The organism is Halosimplex salinum, from assembly GCF_003730195.1.
Classification (GTDB): domain Archaea; phylum Halobacteriota; class Halobacteria; order Halobacteriales; family Haloarculaceae; genus Halosimplex; species Halosimplex salinum.
Window position 1 is genome coordinate 162,018 of the sequence record NZ_QWGG01000008.1, and the last position, 19,170, is coordinate 181,187.

22 protein-coding genes are annotated in these 19,170 nt (G+C 68.1%); 13 read left to right on the top strand and 9 right to left on the bottom strand.

Features of this window, described 5'->3' with window-relative positions:
* Positions 1–35: 35 nt before the first annotated feature.
* A complete protein-coding gene (locus D1409_RS18715) occupies positions 36–1,013 on the bottom strand; it encodes a sugar phosphate nucleotidyltransferase (protein ID WP_123538519.1) in 978 nt (325 codons plus the stop codon).
* Positions 1,014–1,273: 260 nt separating this feature from the next.
* Here D1409_RS18715 and D1409_RS18720 point away from each other — a divergent pair, with 260 nt between their 5' ends.
* The 3 genes from D1409_RS18720 to D1409_RS18730 all read left to right on the top strand — a co-directional run bounded on the left by D1409_RS18720 (position 1,274) and on the right by D1409_RS18730 (position 5,072).
* Positions 1,274–2,068: a hypothetical protein gene (locus D1409_RS18720; protein ID WP_123538520.1), complete on the top strand. Its 795-nt coding sequence runs from the start codon at positions 1,274–1,276 to the stop codon at positions 2,066–2,068.
* Between the two features lie 1,322 nt (positions 2,069–3,390).
* On the top strand, positions 3,391–3,702 hold the full coding sequence (locus D1409_RS18725; protein WP_206425122.1) for a helix-turn-helix transcriptional regulator: 312 nt from the start codon (positions 3,391–3,393) through the stop codon (positions 3,700–3,702).
* Between the two features lie 119 nt (positions 3,703–3,821).
* A complete protein-coding gene (locus D1409_RS18730; RefSeq protein ID WP_123538521.1) occupies positions 3,822–5,072 on the top strand; it encodes a tyrosine-type recombinase/integrase in 1,251 nt (416 codons plus the stop codon).
* 31 nt (positions 5,073–5,103) lie between these two features.
* On the opposite strand, the gene D1409_RS18735 is transcribed toward D1409_RS18730, so the two are convergent.
* Complete coding sequence (locus tag D1409_RS18735; RefSeq protein WP_123538522.1) at positions 5,104–5,826, bottom strand: hypothetical protein; 723 nt, start codon at positions 5,824–5,826, stop codon at positions 5,104–5,106.
* Between the two features lie 407 nt (positions 5,827–6,233).
* Between D1409_RS18735 and D1409_RS18740 the strand changes: the two genes are divergently transcribed.
* Positions 6,234–6,467, top strand: coding sequence for a DUF1328 domain-containing protein (locus D1409_RS18740; RefSeq protein WP_123538523.1), 234 nt, complete (start codon positions 6,234–6,236; stop codon positions 6,465–6,467).
* A gap of 10 nt (positions 6,468–6,477) precedes the next feature.
* Here the strand turns inward: D1409_RS18740 and D1409_RS18745 are convergent, their stop codons facing one another.
* Together D1409_RS18745 and D1409_RS24735 are read right to left on the bottom strand one after the other, a co-directional pair.
* On the bottom strand, positions 6,478–6,717 hold the full coding sequence (locus tag D1409_RS18745; RefSeq protein WP_123538524.1) for a hypothetical protein: 240 nt from the start codon (positions 6,715–6,717) through the stop codon (positions 6,478–6,480).
* Positions 6,718–6,767: 50 nt separating this feature from the next.
* On the bottom strand, positions 6,768–7,313 hold the full coding sequence (locus D1409_RS24735; protein WP_164471780.1) for a CBS domain-containing protein: 546 nt from the start codon (positions 7,311–7,313) through the stop codon (positions 6,768–6,770).
* Positions 7,314–7,952: 639 nt separating this feature from the next.
* On the opposite strand from D1409_RS24735, the gene D1409_RS18755 reads away from it, so the two are divergent.
* The 4 genes from D1409_RS18755 to D1409_RS18770 all read left to right on the top strand — a co-directional run bounded on the left by D1409_RS18755 (position 7,953) and on the right by D1409_RS18770 (position 11,277).
* On the top strand, positions 7,953–8,189 hold the full coding sequence (locus tag D1409_RS18755) for a hypothetical protein (RefSeq protein WP_123538526.1): 237 nt from the start codon (positions 7,953–7,955) through the stop codon (positions 8,187–8,189).
* A gap of 224 nt (positions 8,190–8,413) precedes the next feature.
* Complete coding sequence (locus tag D1409_RS18760; RefSeq protein ID WP_123538527.1) at positions 8,414–9,349, top strand: hypothetical protein; 936 nt, start codon at positions 8,414–8,416, stop codon at positions 9,347–9,349.
* Between the two features lie 129 nt (positions 9,350–9,478).
* Entirely contained in the window at positions 9,479–10,111 is a 633-nt protein-coding gene (gene rdfA, locus D1409_RS18765; protein ID WP_123538528.1) for a rod-determining factor RdfA, read from the top strand.
* A gap of 146 nt (positions 10,112–10,257) precedes the next feature.
* On the top strand, positions 10,258–11,277 hold the full coding sequence (locus D1409_RS18770; protein ID WP_123538529.1) for a sulfite exporter TauE/SafE family protein: 1,020 nt from the start codon (positions 10,258–10,260) through the stop codon (positions 11,275–11,277).
* 51 nt (positions 11,278–11,328) lie between these two features.
* Here the strand turns inward: D1409_RS18770 and D1409_RS18775 are convergent, their stop codons facing one another.
* From D1409_RS18775 to D1409_RS18790, 4 genes are all read right to left on the bottom strand, one after another.
* The gene (locus D1409_RS18775; RefSeq protein WP_123538530.1) at positions 11,329–11,712 is read right to left on the bottom strand and encodes a DUF4112 domain-containing protein; all 384 of its coding nucleotides are present in this window, start codon (positions 11,710–11,712) and stop codon (positions 11,329–11,331) included.
* Between the two features lie 80 nt (positions 11,713–11,792).
* Complete coding sequence (locus D1409_RS18780) at positions 11,793–12,494, bottom strand: helix-turn-helix domain-containing protein (protein ID WP_123538531.1); 702 nt, start codon at positions 12,492–12,494, stop codon at positions 11,793–11,795.
* 193 nt (positions 12,495–12,687) lie between these two features.
* Positions 12,688–14,625, bottom strand: a complete 1,938-nt coding sequence (locus D1409_RS18785) for an archaea-specific SMC-related protein (protein ID WP_123538532.1) — start codon at positions 14,623–14,625, stop codon at positions 12,688–12,690.
* Between the two features lie 300 nt (positions 14,626–14,925).
* The gene (locus D1409_RS18790; protein WP_123538533.1) at positions 14,926–15,132 is read right to left on the bottom strand and encodes a DUF2196 domain-containing protein; all 207 of its coding nucleotides are present in this window, start codon (positions 15,130–15,132) and stop codon (positions 14,926–14,928) included.
* A 148-nt stretch (positions 15,133–15,280) separates the two neighbouring features.
* Here D1409_RS18790 and D1409_RS18795 point away from each other — a divergent pair, with 148 nt between their 5' ends.
* Together D1409_RS18795 and D1409_RS24740 are read left to right on the top strand one after the other, a co-directional pair.
* Complete coding sequence (locus tag D1409_RS18795) at positions 15,281–16,510, top strand: CBS domain-containing protein (protein WP_123538534.1); 1,230 nt, start codon at positions 15,281–15,283, stop codon at positions 16,508–16,510.
* 72 nt (positions 16,511–16,582) lie between these two features.
* The gene (locus D1409_RS24740) at positions 16,583–16,753 is read left to right on the top strand and encodes a DUF7535 family protein (RefSeq protein WP_164471781.1); all 171 of its coding nucleotides are present in this window, start codon (positions 16,583–16,585) and stop codon (positions 16,751–16,753) included.
* Between the two features lie 116 nt (positions 16,754–16,869).
* Here the strand turns inward: D1409_RS24740 and D1409_RS18800 are convergent, their stop codons facing one another.
* Positions 16,870–17,424 (bottom strand): uracil-DNA glycosylase, encoded by a 555-nt coding sequence (locus D1409_RS18800; RefSeq protein WP_123538535.1) that lies wholly within the window; start codon positions 17,422–17,424, stop codon positions 16,870–16,872.
* 131 nt (positions 17,425–17,555) lie between these two features.
* Between D1409_RS18800 and D1409_RS18805 the strand changes: the two genes are divergently transcribed.
* From D1409_RS18805 to D1409_RS18815, 3 genes are all read left to right on the top strand, one after another.
* Positions 17,556–17,744 carry a hypothetical protein gene (locus tag D1409_RS18805; protein ID WP_123538536.1) on the top strand — a complete coding sequence of 63 codons (189 nt, stop codon included), beginning with the start codon at positions 17,556–17,558 and terminating at the stop codon, positions 17,742–17,744.
* Between the two features lie 40 nt (positions 17,745–17,784).
* Entirely contained in the window at positions 17,785–18,567 is a 783-nt protein-coding gene (dps, locus tag D1409_RS18810) for a DNA starvation/stationary phase protection protein Dps (protein WP_123538537.1), read from the top strand.
* A 97-nt stretch (positions 18,568–18,664) separates the two neighbouring features.
* A complete protein-coding gene (locus tag D1409_RS18815) occupies positions 18,665–19,003 on the top strand; it encodes a DUF7130 family rubredoxin-like protein (RefSeq protein WP_123538538.1) in 339 nt (112 codons plus the stop codon).
* Positions 19,004–19,170 lie beyond the last annotated feature (167 nt).

Here is a 19,170-nt window from a genome sequence, read left to right on the forward strand (position 1 = left end):
TCACTACGGGCCGGCCGAACCGGCGCTGTCGCGTCTCAGCGGTCCGACTCCGACCGTCCGAGAGACGTGTTCGCGCCGATCTGCGCGTTCGAGAGGGTGACCGAGTGGAGCTCCGTCCCCTCGTCGACGATGGCGGACTGCGTCTCGCACGACGAGAGCGTCGCGTCCGGGAACACGACCGTCCGTTCGAGCGTCGAATCCGTCACCGTCGCACCGCGCATCACGTGGACGTTCTCCCGGAGTCGAGAGTCGCGGACGGTCGCCTCCGGGTGGACGAGCGTCTCGCCGTCGAGCGACCACGAGAACGCGTCGAGGTAGCCGTCGGGCGTTCCGATGTCGAACCACGCGCCCTCGAAGGAGAACGCGAAGACGGGGTCCCGACCGAGGAGCCACTCGACGAACCAGCCGGGTTCGTCCGGGTTGTTGTCTCCCGAGAGATAGGTGTCGAACAGGTCGATGGTCTCGGCGGGGAACGCGTAGCACGCGATCGAGACGAGCGTGCTGGGCGGGTCGGACGGTTTCTCCTCGAACTCCACCACGCGGTCGCCGTCGACGTCGATCACCCCGTACTGCGTCGCTCGTTGCGGATCCCCCACGTCGTAGGCGGCGATAGTCGTCGCTCCGTTCGCTTCGAACGAGTCGACGAACTCCGGGAGCGAGAAACTGATCAGGTTGTCGCCGGCTATCACCAGCGTGTCGTCGTCCAGCCCCTCGCGCTCGACCAGTTCGGCGAGCGCACCGACGACGCCGAACTTCTCCGCTTCCGCCTCGGCCCCCTCGACCGAGACGGTCGGTTTCTCGAACGGCGACTCCGAGATGTGGCGCCGGAAGTCGTCCGCGAACTCCGCGTTCGTCGAGACGTACACGTCCTCGATCCGAGCGTCACTCTCGAGGTCCCGGAAGATGTCGTCGATCACCGTCGTCTCGCCGATCGGCAGGAACATCTTCGGACGGTCCCGTGTGACCGGCCACAGTCGTGTCGCGAACCCCCCTGCGAGAACGATCGCGTCCATGCGTCCGCTTCAGTGTCAGTTCTCTTTGTTCTTACTCATGTGACGACGCCCCCTGTGAACGAACGGATCCGTTTCGTTCACAGGCGTGTGCCCGTGGGCGGCTCTCGGAATGTGCTTCGTCAGTACTTTCAGAACCGGCGACATAAGGGATACTTTTATTTGATGGATTTCGTAGGATAGTAGCGGGCGGTACACGGATGGGCAAGTCAAAAACTGCGCGTGTCGAGAGCGGTCGTGAGAGCGTCTCACGGCCACGGGCGATGATTCACAAGAAGATACTGGACGTTGCGCGGTCGAACCCGGACGCGTCGCTCACTGCGATCTCGGAGATGGTCAGTGGCGCGTCGGAGACGTTCGTCGAGCGCGTCCTGGAGGAGTACGGCGACCCGGCGACGACCGGCACCCGACCGAACCGAGGGGACGAGGGGGACGAACCCGGTCACGACGGCGTACCCAGCGAACAGGCGGATTCAGATATGAACGGTATCTCTGAACCGGACCCGACGGAGGAGTCGGGCACCGACACGATAACGGACACAGGGGGAACGAACGGCGATGCGGAGACCGAAGCGGATCTGACGATAGATCTCGCGACGGTGAGCTCGGAGGGTGAAGCGACAGAGCGACCGGTGGTCGATCCGTCGGAGTTGACGGAGAAACAGCTGGAGACGCTCCGGGCGGTCCACCGGGATCCGACCGCAACGCAAGAAACGATCGCGGGGGAACTCGGCGTGACGAGAGCGACGATATCGAAACGCGTGAACGAGATCCCGGGCTTCGACTGGGCGGACCGGCGAGCGTTCGTCCGACGGCTGTTCGACAGCGCCCCGGCCGGAGCGGCCGGCGTCGACTACGCGAGGCCCGGGCGGGACGCGACCGTCCAGACCCTCCGGTCCCGGGTCGCATCACTCGAGGAGCGCCTCGACGAGCGCGGCGACTCCGGGGGAGAGTGTGCACTGGATCCCGATCTCACGCACAAGATGGTTCACGCGTGTATGGACGCCGACTACGTCTCGAAGGAGGAGGAACTCCAGATCCTGCGTCAGGTCCTGTAACCCGATAGCCTCGACGCGACGGTTCGGGCACGCTTCGCCAACGCCCCGAGACGGGTCGACGGCAGTCAGCGACTGCTGTGGCGACCGACAACGCGGTGTCGCTGTACTCCTCTCTCTCCGGGACCCACTTTCTTCGGAACGTGCAACGTGTGCGAAACACGTTTCACACGTATCGGACCCCCTGAACGATCCTCGAGAACCGCGAGATTACAGTCATAGACTTGTTATTGAGATTCGGGAGTTCGAGAAACTCGTGTAACTCTACTGTCTGAAATGCCGACGTGAGCGCGGGGAGTCCCGACAGCCGTCTGACAGCAGCACTCGACGCACGATCCGACCAACGAGTCGGAGAAAAACTGAACGGATTAATATTACATAGTGATCGCTTGGATATATGTTGCTCGTCGATCACTATCGGAGCGTCTCGGCCCGATTATAGAATTGTAAGAATACAGTAATAAACTCCCAAGTGTTCGAGAGAATCAGTTCTGATAGAGGACGGGTCGACAGAGACGGGACGGATCTCTGTGATCCCTCCGTGCGGAGACAGGAACCGAGCGCGAACAGAACCGAGAAAAACAGTGAACGGTCGGCGAAACGTCCATCGGTAGTGCCGCTACCGCTCGATCACGGGTTCACGATCTTCGAGGTCCGCGGTGGTCGTCGAGACGTGATTGCAGGGGAACAGCGGAACAGCCCGGCGGACATTCGTCGGATATCACGAGGATCATCGGGGGAGCGCTCGCCGAACTCACCCGGGACTGAGCGCCGTCGCAGTTGCGGATTCGAGGGTAACGTGCGTGCTGTGGCGCCTCGAGCGGAGGGACGGCCCTCTCGGAACTCGGCGAAGTGTGGTCTCGAACTTTCGAGGTCCACTGACGAAGCGACGTGAGCGGCCCCGAACGAGCGCGGCGGACAGCCGTCGGATCCCGGAGTCCCCGTCCCGGAATTCACACGTTGTGAATTCCAGGCCGTGGAGCGCGTCAGCCGTGTCTCCGCGATCGTCCGATCTGTCCCGAGATCGGGGTTTGTCACTTTCGACAGCGGCCACGGTTCCGGTGGCTACGACGGTCTTTCTGCGGTCGGAACTCCCTCGTGTCGTAGATCGTTATATCCGCCGGATCCGTCATCTCGCTGTGTACACAGCTTTCACCGGACCGGTGTGGACGCTCTCGAGACGACTCTCGCTCTCTTCGCACACCAGTCGTACCGGGCCCGAGAGGATCGTGAGGGGCGTCCACGGGCCACCACCGACCGGCTCGGCAGGTGGGAGACGGCCGACGACAAGAGCTAATACCTTCTGATACAAACGAATACTCGAAATGCCGATCTCGAGGGACGAGTTCCAGCGCGTCGACGAGGACGGGCCCCCGGTCCCGGACCTGTCGGCGGAGACTACGCAGGGGACGGTGTATCGCTTCCTCGTCGAGCACGGGGACCGGGCGTTCCGGCAACGGGAGATCGTCGACCGCGTCGACGTCCCGGCGGGGAGTGTCGGGCCCACGTTGCACCGGCTCGAGCGACACGGGCTCGTCGAGCATCGCGACCGGTTCTGGGCGGTCGCCGACGGCTCGACGGAGTCGGTGGTCGCTCCCGTCGACGACGGATCCAGTCACGGCGGCGAGGAGCGGTAACCCCCGATGACTGACCGAGACGCCGTCGTCGGAACGCGACGGGGTGTTTCTGTTGGGGCAACCGGACAGAGAACCGACGCCGCGACCTCGTCCGTGGACAGTCGGCGGACCGATTCGGTATGATCGACGACGACCCCGTTCGGGACGGCGGCGATCGGCCGCTGGCGAGTTCGTTCGATCGGTACCTCCAGGACAAGGGGAAGGGTCGCGCCGGCGACGGCGGGAACTACCGCCGGAACGCCGCTCGCGAGCTCCGGCGCTTCGAAGCGTGGGCGGCCGGAGACCGGGGGAGCGACGACTGGACCGGGATCACACCTGCCGACACCGACCGACCGCCGGCCTTCACCGACCTCGACGAACGGGTGTTCCGCGCGTACGCCCGTCACCTCGCCGGCGACCGCGGCCTCAAGCAGAACACCGTCAAGACCTACTACGCGTACGTTTCGGCGTGGTGTGGCTGGTGTGTCAACGAGGGATACCTGGAGGCCCACTACGCGCAACGGGCCAGCGCGATGTCGCCCCTCCCCGAGGACGACGGTCGCAAGCCGGGCGACCAGCAGGCCTGGACGCCGGAGCAGCGACACGCCCTCACGCGCTACGTGGACGACGAGGCCCGGAGCGCCATCGAGGCGTTCACGACGCTGCCCGAAGACACGAACGCGCTCGAGAGACAGCGAGCGCGCTACGCGGCGCTGAAAGCGGCACGTGACAGGGCACTCGTCTTCGTTCTCGCGTACACGGCTGTCCGGGTTGGCGAACTCCTCCGCGACCCGAACGACCCGCGACGGCGCGGCGTCCGCTGGGGAGAGGTCGACGTCGACGAGGGGCGGATGGACGTCTATCGAAAGAAACAGCAGTGGGACGCGGCCAGCCTCCCGGACCCGGTGGGACACCCGATCCGGAGCTACCGCAGACTCGTCGACCCGCCGAGCGAGCGGTGGCCGGTGTTCCCGACCTTCGACCGCCGGTCGCTCGCGAGTCTGGTCGACGAGGAACTGGCCGACCGCGGACTCGACCCGGAGGCGATCGCCGCCCGGCGGGACGAGCACGCTCGCGACCTGTTGCTCGCGCTCGAAGCGGACGTCCGCCCGCCGTCGATGACGACCGACGGCGCCCGGTCGGTCCTGCGACGCCTCTCCGACGAGGCCGGCCTCACCGTCGACCACCCGAAACACGACTACCTCGCGCCACACGGCGGTCGGCGCGGGATGGGCGAGGTGCTCGTCCGCGCGTTCGGGTACACCGTCGCCGCGCGCTACCTCGACAACTCGGAACAGATGGTCCGCGAACGCTACTCGCACATCGAGGCGGGCGAACTCGGCGACGTGGCGACCGAAGCGCTGGCGGACGTGAGACACCCCTCGGAGTGAGTCACCGGCGTTCGGGGGACCGGCGGACGGCTCAGCGCTCCAGTCGCTCGCAGAGCGGGTCGAAGTGGCCGAGGCCGACGACGGCGACCACGTCACCCCGCCGGCGGAGGTCGCGGATCCGGTCGGCCATGTGCGCTTCGCGCGTCTCGGAGCGGAGCCGAGACGCCGGCGGCGACTCGAAGGCGTCGAGCACGGCGGTCGCCGCGTCGATCTGTCGGTCCTCGTCCGCCGCCTGTCGAGCGGGCGGGTCCGAAGCCGACACGTCGTAGGTTGTTTTCGACCCCACGGTCGGGGAGAACGGCGTCAGTCGCGTCACGGTCGCGGCGAGGCGACAGCTGACCGCGGTGGAGGTGACAGACCCCAGCCCCCTGAGGAACTTCTCCGCCGTCGCGGCGGACGGTCGTTCCGTGGCGAATCGAGCCGTGAGTCTACGGTAGAACGCCAGTGACGGGCCGTCGATCCCGACCACGTCGTCGGTGTCGGCCGCCTGGATGGCCGCACCCATCTCTCCACCGAACGTCAGCGGGTCCGTCCCGTCCGCCGCGTGCGCCTCGTACAGCGGGACCGCGAGCGGCGGCAGTTCGAGCGCGAGCACCGCTGGCGACAGCTGTTCGACCGCCCGCCGGACCCGGAAGACGGTCGCCGGGTGGTCGTGGACGACGCCGACGAGCGTCACGGATCCCGGCCGCTCGTCGTCGAACGTGTGCAGATACCTCGTCTCCAGTCGCGGGTCCGTCGCCCCCTCGTCTCTCATGCGTGACACACCATCGTCGGTACGATCAGGCTACTCTCTGTAAGCCGAAGGTAATAGTGTTGCGCTCGATCCGGGAAACGAGTAATAATAAGAAATCAGATACGACGGCACTCAATGCCCGGATCACTACCCGGTAAATGCCGTTCGCTACCGAGATACATACCAATTAGTTCCAATACACGTAGACGGTACTATGCGGATACGAAAAGAGACAGCGTATACAGGCGAGGACTCAGTGGTTTCGAGCGAGGACGGTGATCGATGGTCACCGGTCGGCGGACGGGCGCGCGACCGTCCAGACGGTGGTAGCCACTCTATACCGGGATTATGGGCGGATAGGACGGTGTTATGCTCGATATCAGCTCTATTACAAAGGAGGAGAGCCGAGTAGTCATCGGTGAAGTCGCATGTTCGGTACACTCACCACAGCTGCTCCGACGTTCGAATCGGTAGGCGCGCTGAGTACGATCCCCCTGCAGTTCTTCTCGGGGGACTTCCTCACACTCGCGATCGCGTTTTTCGTCCTCGCGATCGTCGCCGCACTCCTCGGCGCGCGCGGCGTCGCCGGGTTGAGCATGGAGATAGCGAAGTGGCTCGTCCTGATATTCCTGGTGCTGGCAGTCGTCTCGCTGGTGTTGTGACCGCCGTCGGTCACAAACTACCGGAGACGGTTTGGCGCCGGAACGTCGCGAGCTGGTAGCGCGTCACGAGCACCGAGTAGGCTACCATCATCGCCGCGACGGCCGCGACGAGCCACAGGTTAGAGCCGTGAACTGCGGCGTTCAGGAACTGTGCTGCACCGATCACGAGCGGTCCGAGAGTGAAAAGCGCGGTCCGGATCGGGAAGTGACGACACATCTTCCCGAAGGACGGCTGCTGTCGCGACGCCATTAAGGCGGGCTTTCGGGGAGACAGTTATGAATTTTTCGGTGTCAGCGACCTCAGAGGCGCGGTGATTGTCGTTCGACGGTCGTCGCCAGTTTGTCGAGTTCGCTCGCGAGCAACACGAGCGCGTCGTCGAGTGTGACGATCCCCCGGAGTCGCCCCTCGTCGTCGACGACCGGGAGCCGTCGGATCGTCTCGTCGCTCATCAGCTGGAGCGCGTCGAAGATGCTCGTCGACGCGTCGACGCTGATCAGGTCGCCGTCGATCAGTTCCTCCGCCGTCTCGTCCGCCACGTTCGGATTCTCCTCCAGCGTGAGCGCGATCTTCCGGTCGGTGAGGATCCCGATGGGGCGGTCGTCCTCGACGACGACCACGGACCCGACGTCGCGCTCTGCCATCTTCGCGACAGCCGTACGGATGGGCGTGTCCCGCTCGGCGGTCACCACGTCCTCGGCCACCACGTCGTCGACCGAGACCGGTCTGAGGAGCGAGCGCTCCCGGGAGGAGGGGGCACGCCCCATCCCCCCGGCCGGGCGAGCGCCCGTGGCCTGCGGGCCACCCTGAATACCGCTACCCGCCTGTTGCTGCTGTCGGCCGCCCATCTGCGGCGTGCCTCGTGTCGGTCGTGGCTGTGACTGCTGAGCGCCTGTCGCCGTCGGCGACTGCGCACCCGTCTGCTGGTGGGGTTGCTGTGGGATCGCTGGCGACTGCTGGGGTGGCTGATACTGTTGCTGGGGCGCCCCGGCCTGTGGGTGGTGACCCTGCTGAGCGGGTTGCCCTCGCTGCTGGGGTGGTTGCCCCTGCTGTGGCGGCGATTGGCCCCCCTGGGGAGTCGGCTGGCCCTGCGGTGGTTGGCCCTGTGGCGGTTGGCCCTGCGGGCCGCCCTGTCCCTGCTGGGGCGGTTGCTGTCCGGTGCCTCGGTGCTGTCGTGCCCGTGGGTCTGACGGGTCTCGTCCCTGATTCGGTGTCATGGTAACTCGGTCGGCGCGGACGCTTCGCTGGGTGGCCGACGAGCAACCGTTCGCTCCACCAACCAATAAAGGTTAGCGGCCCTCCGGGACCCGCCGGTGCTCGCCGGTGCCGAACGCCCGGTCGACCCCGGCCGATCCGCCAGCGAAACCACCGTACCGAGACAGGTCACATCCCTGCCAGGGGAGTCGCTTATAGACGTGTATCCCCTACCGTAGTCGACCCCTGTCGGCGCCCCCGACAGGCGGGTCATCGCCGTGGGAACGAGAAACATGAGCACCCACAACAGCACCGTCAGATCCGTCGCACCGTCCTACCCCGACGCCGAACCGGTCGGCCCGCACCTCGTCATCGACAAGACGGAGTGGGTCCCCGGTCGGCACCCCGAATCACATCGCGGCTTCGCCGACCAGCGCGGCTACCGGGAGTCCTACTACCGCTGTATCAGGTGCGGTGCCGAGCGCCTCTCGACGGCAGATCTCCCCGAGGAGTGTTCCGCCCGGTCGTGACGACCGACCGCCGGTGACCGGACGCCGGCGAGAACCAATTTCGACCGTCAGTTCGCCGCGAGCCGCCGTCGCCACCGCGGCGACCGCCCCCGGTCGTCGAGCGACGCCGAAAAGGAGAGCTTATCCGTAGAAGGGGGCGGAAACCCGTCGAATCATCAGGCGGATTTAACCGTCGCCGCCGGGAACGGCCCGTGTCAGCACGCGGCGTGGCTGGCGGAGTACTCATGAGCCCCGAAGACACCGACTCCGACCACGGCGACGACCCGGCCGACGAGGCGTCGACCGGATCGGACACGAACGAACAGGCCCGCGACCCGGAGACCGGACAGTTCCTCCCGAAAGACGATCGCGGGTCCGAATCGGCCGACGAGGGGTCGGCCGCCGACGACCCCGACTCGACGGACGAGGACGCCCGACCGGCCGACGACGGAGCCCGGACGACGAAAGCAGACACACCGAGCGGAGCGGTCGAGCGGAGCTCCACCGGTGCCGGCGCCCCGCAGCGCGGCGAATCACCCAGGCTGTCGTCCGGTGCCGGGGCGTCGAGGGGACCGGCACCGGGAACGGAACCGTCACCAGGGACGAGACCGCCACCAAGAACGGAACCGACACCGGGGACGAGACCGCCACCGGAGCCCAAATCCACACGGGGCGGGCAGCCACCGTCGGGGCCGCCCGACCGGCGACAGTCACACCCCCAATCGGTCCCGCCCCGATCGTCGAGTATGCAATCGTCCGCGGGACAGCCCAGCCAGTCCCCCGAGACGGGACAGCTCCAGCCGTCGCCGGGCACGGCCCGGGCACCGCCGAGCGGTCAAAGCCGCCGCGCGCTGGCCCCGAGCGCGAAGGCCCAATCACCCGGCGGGCAGGTGTCGGCACTCCACGCCGGGCGTCTCCAGCCGTCGCGCCCCCGGGAGCGCGACGACCTGTCCGCGCTCTCTCCGGCGCTGGACCTCGTTCCCATGCAGGTCGGACTGACCGGTGAACTGGTCCAGCCCGGTCGGGTCGAGCCCGGACGCCGTGCGTTCGCCGTCCCCCCGGCCTCGACGCAGTCGGCCGGCCACCCACAGCGCGGGGAACGGGGCCGCGACCGACAGCCCGCCGACACCGGCCCGGCTCCCGGCGCCCGACACCGAGACACCGGCGGGCCGCTGCAGTAGCGCGGACTGCCGGCGCCTGACCGACGGTGTACAGTTCGCCGGTCGGCGCCGACGTGCGCGTGGCGTGCCAGCGCGGTTCGGCGACCGACGCGAAGCCACTAAGTGTCCGTTTTCACTAGAACGTGGACGATGGAGGACCCGGGACCGGCCGACGGGGAGAGCGAAGGTGAGTGTTCCTGCAAGATCGGTCGGGCGGTTCGAACGTACGACCTCGGCGCGTTCGACAGGACGCTGATCGATAGACGGCGGGACGGCGCGAGCCTCCGCGACCTGGAGACCGTCGTCAACGAGGCCGTCCTGCGGGCGGCGCTGCGCGAGGCCGACGCCGACGTGATCGGCGACGTGTCGAGCGTCTACGAGGGGCTCGCGGGCGACGAGGCCAGCGCGGGTGAACGGGCCGAACTCCGCGACCGACTCGCCCGTGCGGGCGTCGACGTCGACGAACTCGAAGCCGACTTCGTCTCCTACCAGACCGTTCGCACCCACTTCAGAGAGTGTCTCGACGTCGACACGGACCGACAGGCGTCACTGTCCGTTGAGGACGCCCGCGGCACCGTCGAGTGGGCGCGCTCGCGGAGCGAAGGTATCGTCGAGCGGACGCTCGACCGGCTCGCCCGGACCGACGGGTTCACGGCCGGCGACGTGTCGGTCTCGCACGTCGTCCGCGTGACCTGTGACGACTGCGGTGCGAGCTACCCGGTCGACGCGTTCGTCGACCGCGGCGGCTGTGACTGCTCGACGGCCGACAGCGACGGATCGTAGCCCCGCGACGAGTGGCCACGGACAGCGAGCGGACGCCGACTCGATCCGGTCGCCGTCCGGGGGCGTAATCCGACGCAACGGCGGAATAACGGGTCATGAACAATAGCCGTCGCGCGACGTATCGCACGACACGCCGTTCTATCCAGATGTCGAACCCATCCCCGGAGACAGACCCTGCGTTCCCGGAACCCGTCGATTACGCGGAGCCGGCGATCGACAGAGCGGCCCGGCGGCTCGACGAGAAGCCCATCGGCGACAGGGTCAGGCTCAGGCGTCGAACCCGTCGACGGCTGACACTGCTGGTGACGGGGTATCTGGTGGTTCTCGCGGCGAGCGTGCTCGTCGTCGACGACGGCCCCGCCGACTCCCGGTCGGTTCGGGCCCTGTTCCTCCCGGGCGTCTTCCTCGCGGGGTTCGTCTTCGAGACGCTGGACTCCGCCTCCGGGATGGGGTTCGGCACGTCGCTGACGCCGCTGCTGTTATCGTTCGGGTACGCGCCGCTGGAAGTGGTGCCGGTGCTGTTCGTCACGGAGACCGTGACCGGACTGCTCGCCGGCGCGCTCCACCACGAGTTCGAGAACGTCCAGTTCTCGGTGACGCCGCCGTTGACCGACGCCACCAGGGCGGTCGCGCTGCTGGCGGGCGTCGGCATCCTCGGGACGCTCGCTTCCATCGGCTTCGCGTACCTCGTGGTCGAGTTGCCCGAGCGGGCCATCGAGATCTACGTCGCCCTGCTGGTCATCGCCATGGGCGTCATCGGCCTCCTCCGGCAGTTCCTGCCGAGCGACGTGATCTACCGCCCGCGCAGACTCGCCGGGTTCGCGCTGCTGGCGGGCATCAACAAGGGGATCTCCGGCGGCGGCTACGGGCCCATCGCGACGCTCGGCCAGATCTACGCCGGCGTCTACGAGAAGACGGCGACGGCGATCACGTCGCTCGCGGAGGGGATGGTGTCTCTCGTCGGCGCGTTGGCGTACTTCGGACTGTTCCTCGGCGGCTTTCCGATCGAGTACGGCCTGTTTCCCTCGCTGTTCACCGGCGCGTTCTTCGCTGCGATCGTCGCGCCGTATCTCGTGCGCGTCCTCCCGGGGCGGGTGCTTGAGTACCTGATCCCGCTCTACGCCTTCGCCATCGGCGCGTTCGCGCTCCTCCAGCTTACCGGGTGAGCGAAGCCGCCCTCCGGATCGTCCCGACGAGCGGTCACGTGACCGGGGCGGTCACGCCGTCCCTTCGACGTGGGCTTCCATCACGTCGACGTTCCGCTTGTTGACCTTCCACCCGGCGTCCAGGATCGTCCCGAGGACCGGGACCGAACCGACGACGAACTCGACCGTGATCCGGCCGAGCATCGCGACGACGCTCCGCGTCGGGACGCCGACTTCGACGGCCTTGAACACGATGTACAGCGACGCGAGCGCGGCGACGAGGTCGCCGGAGACGGGCGCGATCCCGAGGATCGGGTCCGCCCCGATCCGGACTGGCGTCCCCGGGATGCGGACCGCCTCGTCGAGCAGGTGGGCGACGGACTGCGCCCGCTCCAGCGCCGCCCGGTCGTCGCTCTCGCCCGTCGGTTCCGCCTCGCCTGTCGTGACGCTTGCCATGGGCTCCGTTGGGGGTGGCGACGATTACGTGTTGCCCCGGCGCCCCCGTCAGTCGCCGGTCGCGGTCCGCCGCCGGCGCGTCAGGTGTCGACCTCGTGGCGCATCCGCGGGGACACGTCGTGGTCGCGCCGGTGGATCTTGTGGTACAGCGCGTTGGTGATGATCGTCTCGTGAGCTCGGCGGAGCCGCTCGGAGAGCGCCTGGTGGGACACGTCGAAGTACTCCGCGAGTTCCTCCTGGTTGACGGTGCGCGGTACGTCGTAGTAGCCCGCCTCGTAGGCACTGACGAGTGTCTCGTACTGGCGTTCGGTGAGTCCGAGGTGGCCGTACTCCGAGGCCTCCGAGAGGCGGTTGATCCGCTCGAGTTCGAGGTCGATCCCGTACTCCTCGCAGAAGTCACTGGTCGTCGACACGAGTTCGTGGTCGGGGAAGAAGATCTGGAGGTGCCACGTGTCGTCCTGCCCGGAGGCGTCGAGTATCGTCGCGTCCTCTTCGGCGACGATGGAGACGAGCACCCGGACGCGGGGCGCCCAGTCCACCCGGAACAGCGACTCGCCGTCGAAGTCGGCGAGCACTGAGACCCGTTCGGTCGTGGGGTCGTTCACGAGCGCGTCGTGCAGTCGTTCGGTGTCCTCACAGCCCGCCCAGAGGAACGGCATCACGTACTCCGACCCGTGCGCGACCAGCCGGACCATCCGAACCTCCGCGTCAGGCACCGTCGAGAGCGCCTCCGCGAGCGCGAACTGGTCTGCTGGCACTGTCGCCTCGACGATCGTACTCATCGCCTGTATCTACGGTGCCCACCGGAAAAGAACGTGCCCCCTAGGTGTTTCGACCCTCCCATCCCGGCCCGGACGGCGCGTCTCGCCCGGGCGGCCGGGTCAGGGCGTCCCGACCCGGGTTCCATAAGCTCGGCTTAACAGTGATATCATCGTGAAGAGGAGCGTGCGGACGGTGGTGACGGCGCGCGGCGCGTCAGGCGACCGTCTCGTCCATCGGGACGCGCTCGTGGTGCTCCGGGAGCGCCCGGGCGTCCTCCGGGAGGAGGGCGACGACCAGATACGTCGCGTGGTCGGCGAAGTACTCGACGAGGTCGGCGATCCGCTCGGCGTCGATCGCCTCCAGCGAGTCCAGCAGGACGAACGGGACCGTCTCCGCCACGTCGTGGACGAGATACCCCGCGAGCGCCACGACCAGTCCGATGACCTCGCGCTCGGACTCCGAGAGGTGGTCGACGGTGTCGTCGTAGACGGACCCCTCCGGCGTCGACCGCACGACGTGCAGGTCGAACTCGCTCTCGGGGGCCACCGCGTCCGGGTCCGCGTCGGTCTTGCGTTCGAGCCACACCCGCTCGACGTTGTCGTAGCCCAGTCGGTCGAGCACGGTCGCCATGTGGTCGTTGAACGTCTCGACTGCCGCCCGCTCCAGGTCTGCGATCCGGTCGCGCAGGTCTGTCAGCGCCTCGCGGTGGGCTTCGATCTCCGTTTCGAGGCGGTCGCGCCGGTCTCGCTCCGCCTCGACCGCGTCGATCTCCCCCTCCAGCGACCCGATCGCCTCGTCGATCTGCCCGCGCTCGTACTCCAGTTCCGAGAGGCGACGGTACCGCTCCACCAGGTCGCTGTCGGCCGCCGCGGCCGACGCTTCGGCCTCGCGTTCGAGGTCGTCGATGCGCTCCCGGAGGTCGTCGACCCGGTCCGTCAGGTCGTCGATCCGCGACTCGCGGCGGTCGATCTCCTCGTCGAGGTCCTCGAGTTCCGCAGCCAGTGACTCGTGTTCCTGCACGTCCTCTCGCAGGGTGGCGACGCGTTCGCGCTGTTCGCCGAGCCCGTCGCGGAGGTCGTCGCGTTCGCGCCGTTTCTCCTCGATCACCGACCGCAAGTCGTCGACGCGCTCGGCGATCTCGCCGCGCTCGACCGTCGTCCCGCAGGTCCAGCACTCGACCCGCTCCGCACTCGGGTCGAGCGCCGAAGTCACGTCGCCGCCGTCTCCGTCGCCCGCGCCGTCTACCCCCGGGACGACGTCGGCGGTCCCGTCGGCGAGGCCCTCGTTGAACTCGACGATCGACACGAGGTTGTTGATCGTGTTCTCGAGCGACCGGCGGCGCGCCTGGAGCGAGTCGAGTTCGTCCCTCGCCGCCTCGAGTTCGGCCCGCGGCGCGTCGATACGCTCGAGCCGTTCTGCGACGGACTCGCGCTCGTCCTCGAGCGACTCCACGGACGCCCGCTGGGTCTCCAGTCGGTCCCGCACGTCCTGATACTCCTCACGCGCGTCTCTGAGCCGCTGGACGACGCCCCCGGCCGCCTCGTCGGGCGGGGCGTCGGCCTCGCCGTCGACCGCCGTCTCGACGGTCTCCAGCTCCTCGACGACCGCCTCGCGCTCGTCGCGGCGGGCCGCGAGGCGCTCCCGGAGGTCGGGCAAGCGGTCGAGTTCGCGCTCCGCGTCGGCGAGCTCCGCCGAGAGGGTCCGTACTTCCCGCCCGCGACGGTCGATCTCGGCGCGGATCTCCCCGGTGTCGACGGGGGCCATCACGACTTCGCGGAGGGCGTCGCCGTCGCCCCGCTCGGCGGCCTGTCGCGCGCGGTTCGTCGCGAGCACGCAACTGAACAGGTCGGCGAGCGCCGACTCGTCCGTGTACGGGTCGCCGCTCGTGCGGACACCTCCCTCTGTCCGTTCGAAGCGCCGCGTGTAGGTCGCTCCGCCGACCGCGAGTTCGACCGACCCCTCGTCGGCGTCGGCCTTGAGTTCGCCGGCGGACCCGCCCAGCGCCGCCGCGATCGACCGCAGCAGCGACGTGCGGTTCGTCGCGTTCCGACCCGTGAGCACCGTCACCCCGGGGTCGAACGTCACCTGCCGGTCCTCGATACCGCCGAGGTTGCGAACGGAGACGGTCACGGCGTCGTCGGGCGTCGTCATCGATTATCCACTCTATTGAGGGGATCGCCAGCCGACACTTCAACCTTTGGACCCGCTTACCGGCGGTACGCCCGTCGTACCGGAACGTGCACGGGAGATCGCCCTCGCGCCGGAACAGTGTCCGGCGTGGCGACGGTCGTGCCGCGATGTCCCGGTGCGGGGCCGCGGCGAGGCCGCGCCACGGCGTCCCGGTGCGGGCCGGGCGACGGTCGTGGCGCAGTGGCACCGGGCGAGCCAGAGGCGACGACAGCGCCGCAGTGACCCGCTGCGAGACCCGCGCGACGACGGTCCCGCCCTCGGTCACACCTCGGGCGCGATCCGCTTCACGCGGCCGGTGACGCCCGACTCGAGTTTGACTCCGATTCCGTCCGAGTGGGTCCGTTCGTCGGTGACGATCACCTTGACGTCGCCGACGATCGGTTCGCTCTCGTCGGTTTGCTGGTCCCGGACGACCTCGACGGCCATTCCCGGCCGGAGGCCGTCGCGACTGGGCAGGTCGGCGGCCATACCCGGAGTTACGGTCGCCGCGGAAAAAATCCCCGCCCGGCGGACGACGGGTCGGCACCCGAATCGAGTGGTTCGGACCGCGACGCGGCCCGAATACTGGCGCTTGCAAGCCCGCGCCATATCAGCCGAGCGCCCGAACAGCGTTCGAATGGATATCGCGGAGGCTCTCACGACCGAGTATCGCGAGTTCGACCCCAACACGACGGTGTCGAAGCTCCTGGGCGCGTTCCATACCCACCGCGATCCCGGGCTGTTAGTCGGCTCCGGCGACGGGATCGTCGGCATCGTCACGCGCGACGTGCTGATCAACTCCCAGCACGACCCCGATCAGAAGGCGAAGTCGGTCATGCGCGACGACGTGCCGCGCGTCGACCGCCGCGACGACATCCGCGAGGTGTCACGCCGGATGGTCGAGAGCGAGTTCCCCATCCTCCCCGTCTACGACGGCGAGCAGTTCGAGGGCGTCGCCACCAACGAGAGCGTCGCCGCCGCGACCGAACCGTTCCTCGACGCGCTCGACGTGAGCGACGTGTACAGCCGCGACCTGCGCTCGGTCCAACCCGACACGACCCTCGGCGAGGTGATCAACCTGCTCCGCACCAACAGCATCTCGCGCGTGCCGGTCATCGACGAGTCCGGCGACGCCGTCGGGATCATCAGCACCTTCGACCTGCTGGATTTCACCGTCCGCGCGACCAAGCAGGAACAGGGCGGGAACGCCAGCGGCTTCGGCGAAGGGACGGGGTCGGGAGACACCGCGAAGTCCCACGGCGGGTTCGGCGAGCGCGCCGGCGTCGCCTCGCGGATGCTCGACCTGCCCGCCCGGGACGTGATGAACTCCCCCGTCGAGACCACCGGCCCGACGACCGGCCTCGGCGAGGCCGTCCACGAGATGCTGGAGAACGACTACTCGTCGCTGGTCGTCGAGATCCCCGGCGAGGGCGTCGACGGCATCGTCACGCTGACCGACGTGCTCCGGTCGCTCACGTGGACCCCCGACGAGGGCGCGACGCGCCTGCAGGTGTTCGGCGCCCGGTATCTCACCAGCATGAGCAGGGAGGAGATCGCCGACCTCATCGACAAGGTCGAGGGGAAGTACGACGAGATGGACGTCATCGAGGCCTACGTGATCCTCCACAAGCACAAGGAGCGCCAGCGCGGGTCGCCGCTCATCCAGGCGACGATCCGGCTGTTCACCGACCGCGGCCGCTTCGCCGGCACCGGCGAGGAGTACGGCGACGCGCCGGCGATCCGGAGCGCCCGCGACAACCTCGAACGCACGGTGCTCGACGACAAGGGGCGCACGATGAAGGACCGCCGCGGTCGGCGGAGCCAGGAGGACGCCGAGCGACTCCTCGGCTGGTGGCTCGAAGCCTGACCGCCGTCGGAGTCCGGCCGCCGCTCACGCTCGAATCGCTCGACACCCCGACCGACCCGGAGACCGCTTACCATGAACTCGATTTCCAAATCACAGGGCCTGCGCCCGAACGGCGAGATGAGCATGATCGGCTACGCGATCGCTGCCATCCTCTTCGTCGGGTTGCTCCCGCTGTTGCCCGTCTTCGTAGTGTACTACGTCGTCGACAAGATCACCGGTGGCGGACGCGAGTCCGATTACTGAATCCGGCCGGCCCGCTCGATACCGGCCTGTACCGTCGACCGCTCACCCCCGCTCGGTACCGCCCCGCACCGTCGACCGCTCACCCCCGCTCGGTACCGCCCCGCACCGTCGACCGCTCACTCCCCTTCGGCGATCTTCCTGGCTACCCGCAGGTCCCGTTCGAGCATCGGCTCGATAGCGTCGTCGTAGAACGTCGCCGCGGGGTGGTAGGTCGGCAGGATCAGCCGGCCGTCGACCTCGTAGGTCTCGTCGCGGAGGTCGCCGATCGGCTCGTCGCTGTCGAGCAGCGCCCCGCCCGCGACGGCGCCGAGCGTGACGACGACGTCCGGGTCCACGAGGGCCAGTTCCGCCTCCAGAACCGGCTTCCAGGCCCGTCGCTCGTCGGCCGTCGGGCCCCGGTTCTCCGGCGGTCGGACCTTGACGAGGTTCGTGATGTACACGTCCGCCCGGTCGATCCCGGTCGTCTCGAGGAGCGCGTCGAGGCGCCGCCCCGCCTGACCGACGAACGGCGCGCCCTGCTCGACCTCGGTCGCGCCCGGCGCCTCTCCCACGAACGCGATCGACGCGTCCAGCGGCCCGCTCGCAGGCACGAACCGCTCGCTGTCGACGAACGTCTCGGGGACCGCGTCGAGTTCCGCCGCGAATCGCTCCTGGAAGTCGAACTCGGTCATGTTCACGGTTGGGCGCGGACGCTGAACGGGCTTTCGCCGGCGAGTGAGGGCGAAACGGGGAGCGAGTCCGCGCAGTTCACCCCGCCTGCGCCGGGAGCAGACCTTTCCGGGTCGTCGGCCTGGCCGGAACGATGCCGGACGACGGTGATTCGTACGACCCGGACCCGGAACGCGTCCGGCGCTCCGCGAACGAGCGCCGCAACGAGCGAACGGGGATCGTCGACTTCGAAGACGGCGACGCGTACGTCGATCCGGACCCCGGGATCGCCGAGACGGTCGCTATCGCCGTCGCAGACTTGCGAATCCACCGTCAAGTTTGATAGGAGCACCCCGCTAACCGGGCGCTCGGAGAGCACTCCTATGAGCCAGATGTACGAAACGACCCCGACCCCGCAGCGGAACAGCCAGCACACTCCCCAGCAGTTCTCGGGCGACACTCAGTCAGGGGCGAGCGGCAGCCAGGCCCCCGCGCCCCAGACACAGGCCGAGATGCCACAGAGCCAGGCCGGGATGGCGCAGGGGCAGGCCGGCGCTCCGACCGCGCCGGTCGGCCAGCTGTTCCCGACCCGCAGTTACCTGCCCGAGCCGGTCAGGGCGAGGAGCATCGGCGTACTCAACCAGTGTCTCGCGGACCTCACGGCCATCCAGATGCAGCTCAAATCGGCCCACTGGAACGTCAAGGGCCAGGAGTTCTACCAGCTTCACGCGCTCTTCGAGGACATGATCGAGGAGTTCGAGGGCTTCGTCGACGAGGTCGCCGAGCGAGCCAGCGCCCTCGGAGGCCGTCCACCGGGAACGGCCCGGGAGGTCGCACAGAACACCACGATCCCGGCGCTGGCGCCCCAGACCGTCGAGGGAATGGCGCTCGTGTCGGAGATGGCCGACCGACTCGCTATCCTCGACGCGAACCTCTACGAGCAACTCGAGACCGTCACCCAGGAGAACGACCTCGACACCGCCGACCTCATCAACGAGGTGTCGCGGGCGGTCGCCAAGTCGCTGTGGTTCCTCGAAGCTCACCTCCAGTCCGCACTCCCCGCGCAGCCGGCCGGCGGTGCGGGCGGCGGACAGCCCGCGGGGGGGCTGTCGACCACCGAGACGGGCATCCAGCAGTCGATGAACTCGCAGGGCCCGATGCGGTAGACCGCGACCGGCCGGCGGCCTCGGTCGGCGGTCTCGTTCGGAGTGGCGCGAACGAACCCGCAAACAGAGTTTTCCACCCGGGACCCCAACTGAGAGTATGAGCGGAAGAGGCGAGACGCCCGACGAGGAATCGGACCAGCAAGCCACCGACGACGTCGAGTCGCTGTCGTTCGGCCAAACGCTCTTCGACGACGCCGGCCGCCCCGTGGGGACGATCCGCGGGATCGAGGAGGGCGGCGTCTTCGTGACGACGCGCGAGGGCGTCGAGTCGCTTAGCGTCGAACACGCCCGGTCGGGCCACTCCTTCGGCGAGGCCGAACTGATGTGGCGCTGCACGAACTGCGGCGAGATGGGCGAGATACAGGACGGGCTCCCCGACACCTGTCCGGGCTGTGGCACCGAGAAGGAAGACCTGATGTACTGGACCGAGGACTGAGACCGCCCCTGGCGCGGAGCCACCGAGACGACGCCGCCGCTCGGACCGGCCGACGACACGAGGGGTCCCCCGGGCGTCCGCCATTTTTCGTCCAGATCGTGAGAAAGCGACAGGGAAGAGAGGGGAGACTGTGAGGTGAGAGTGGGGTGGGTCGGGTGGGTGGGGTG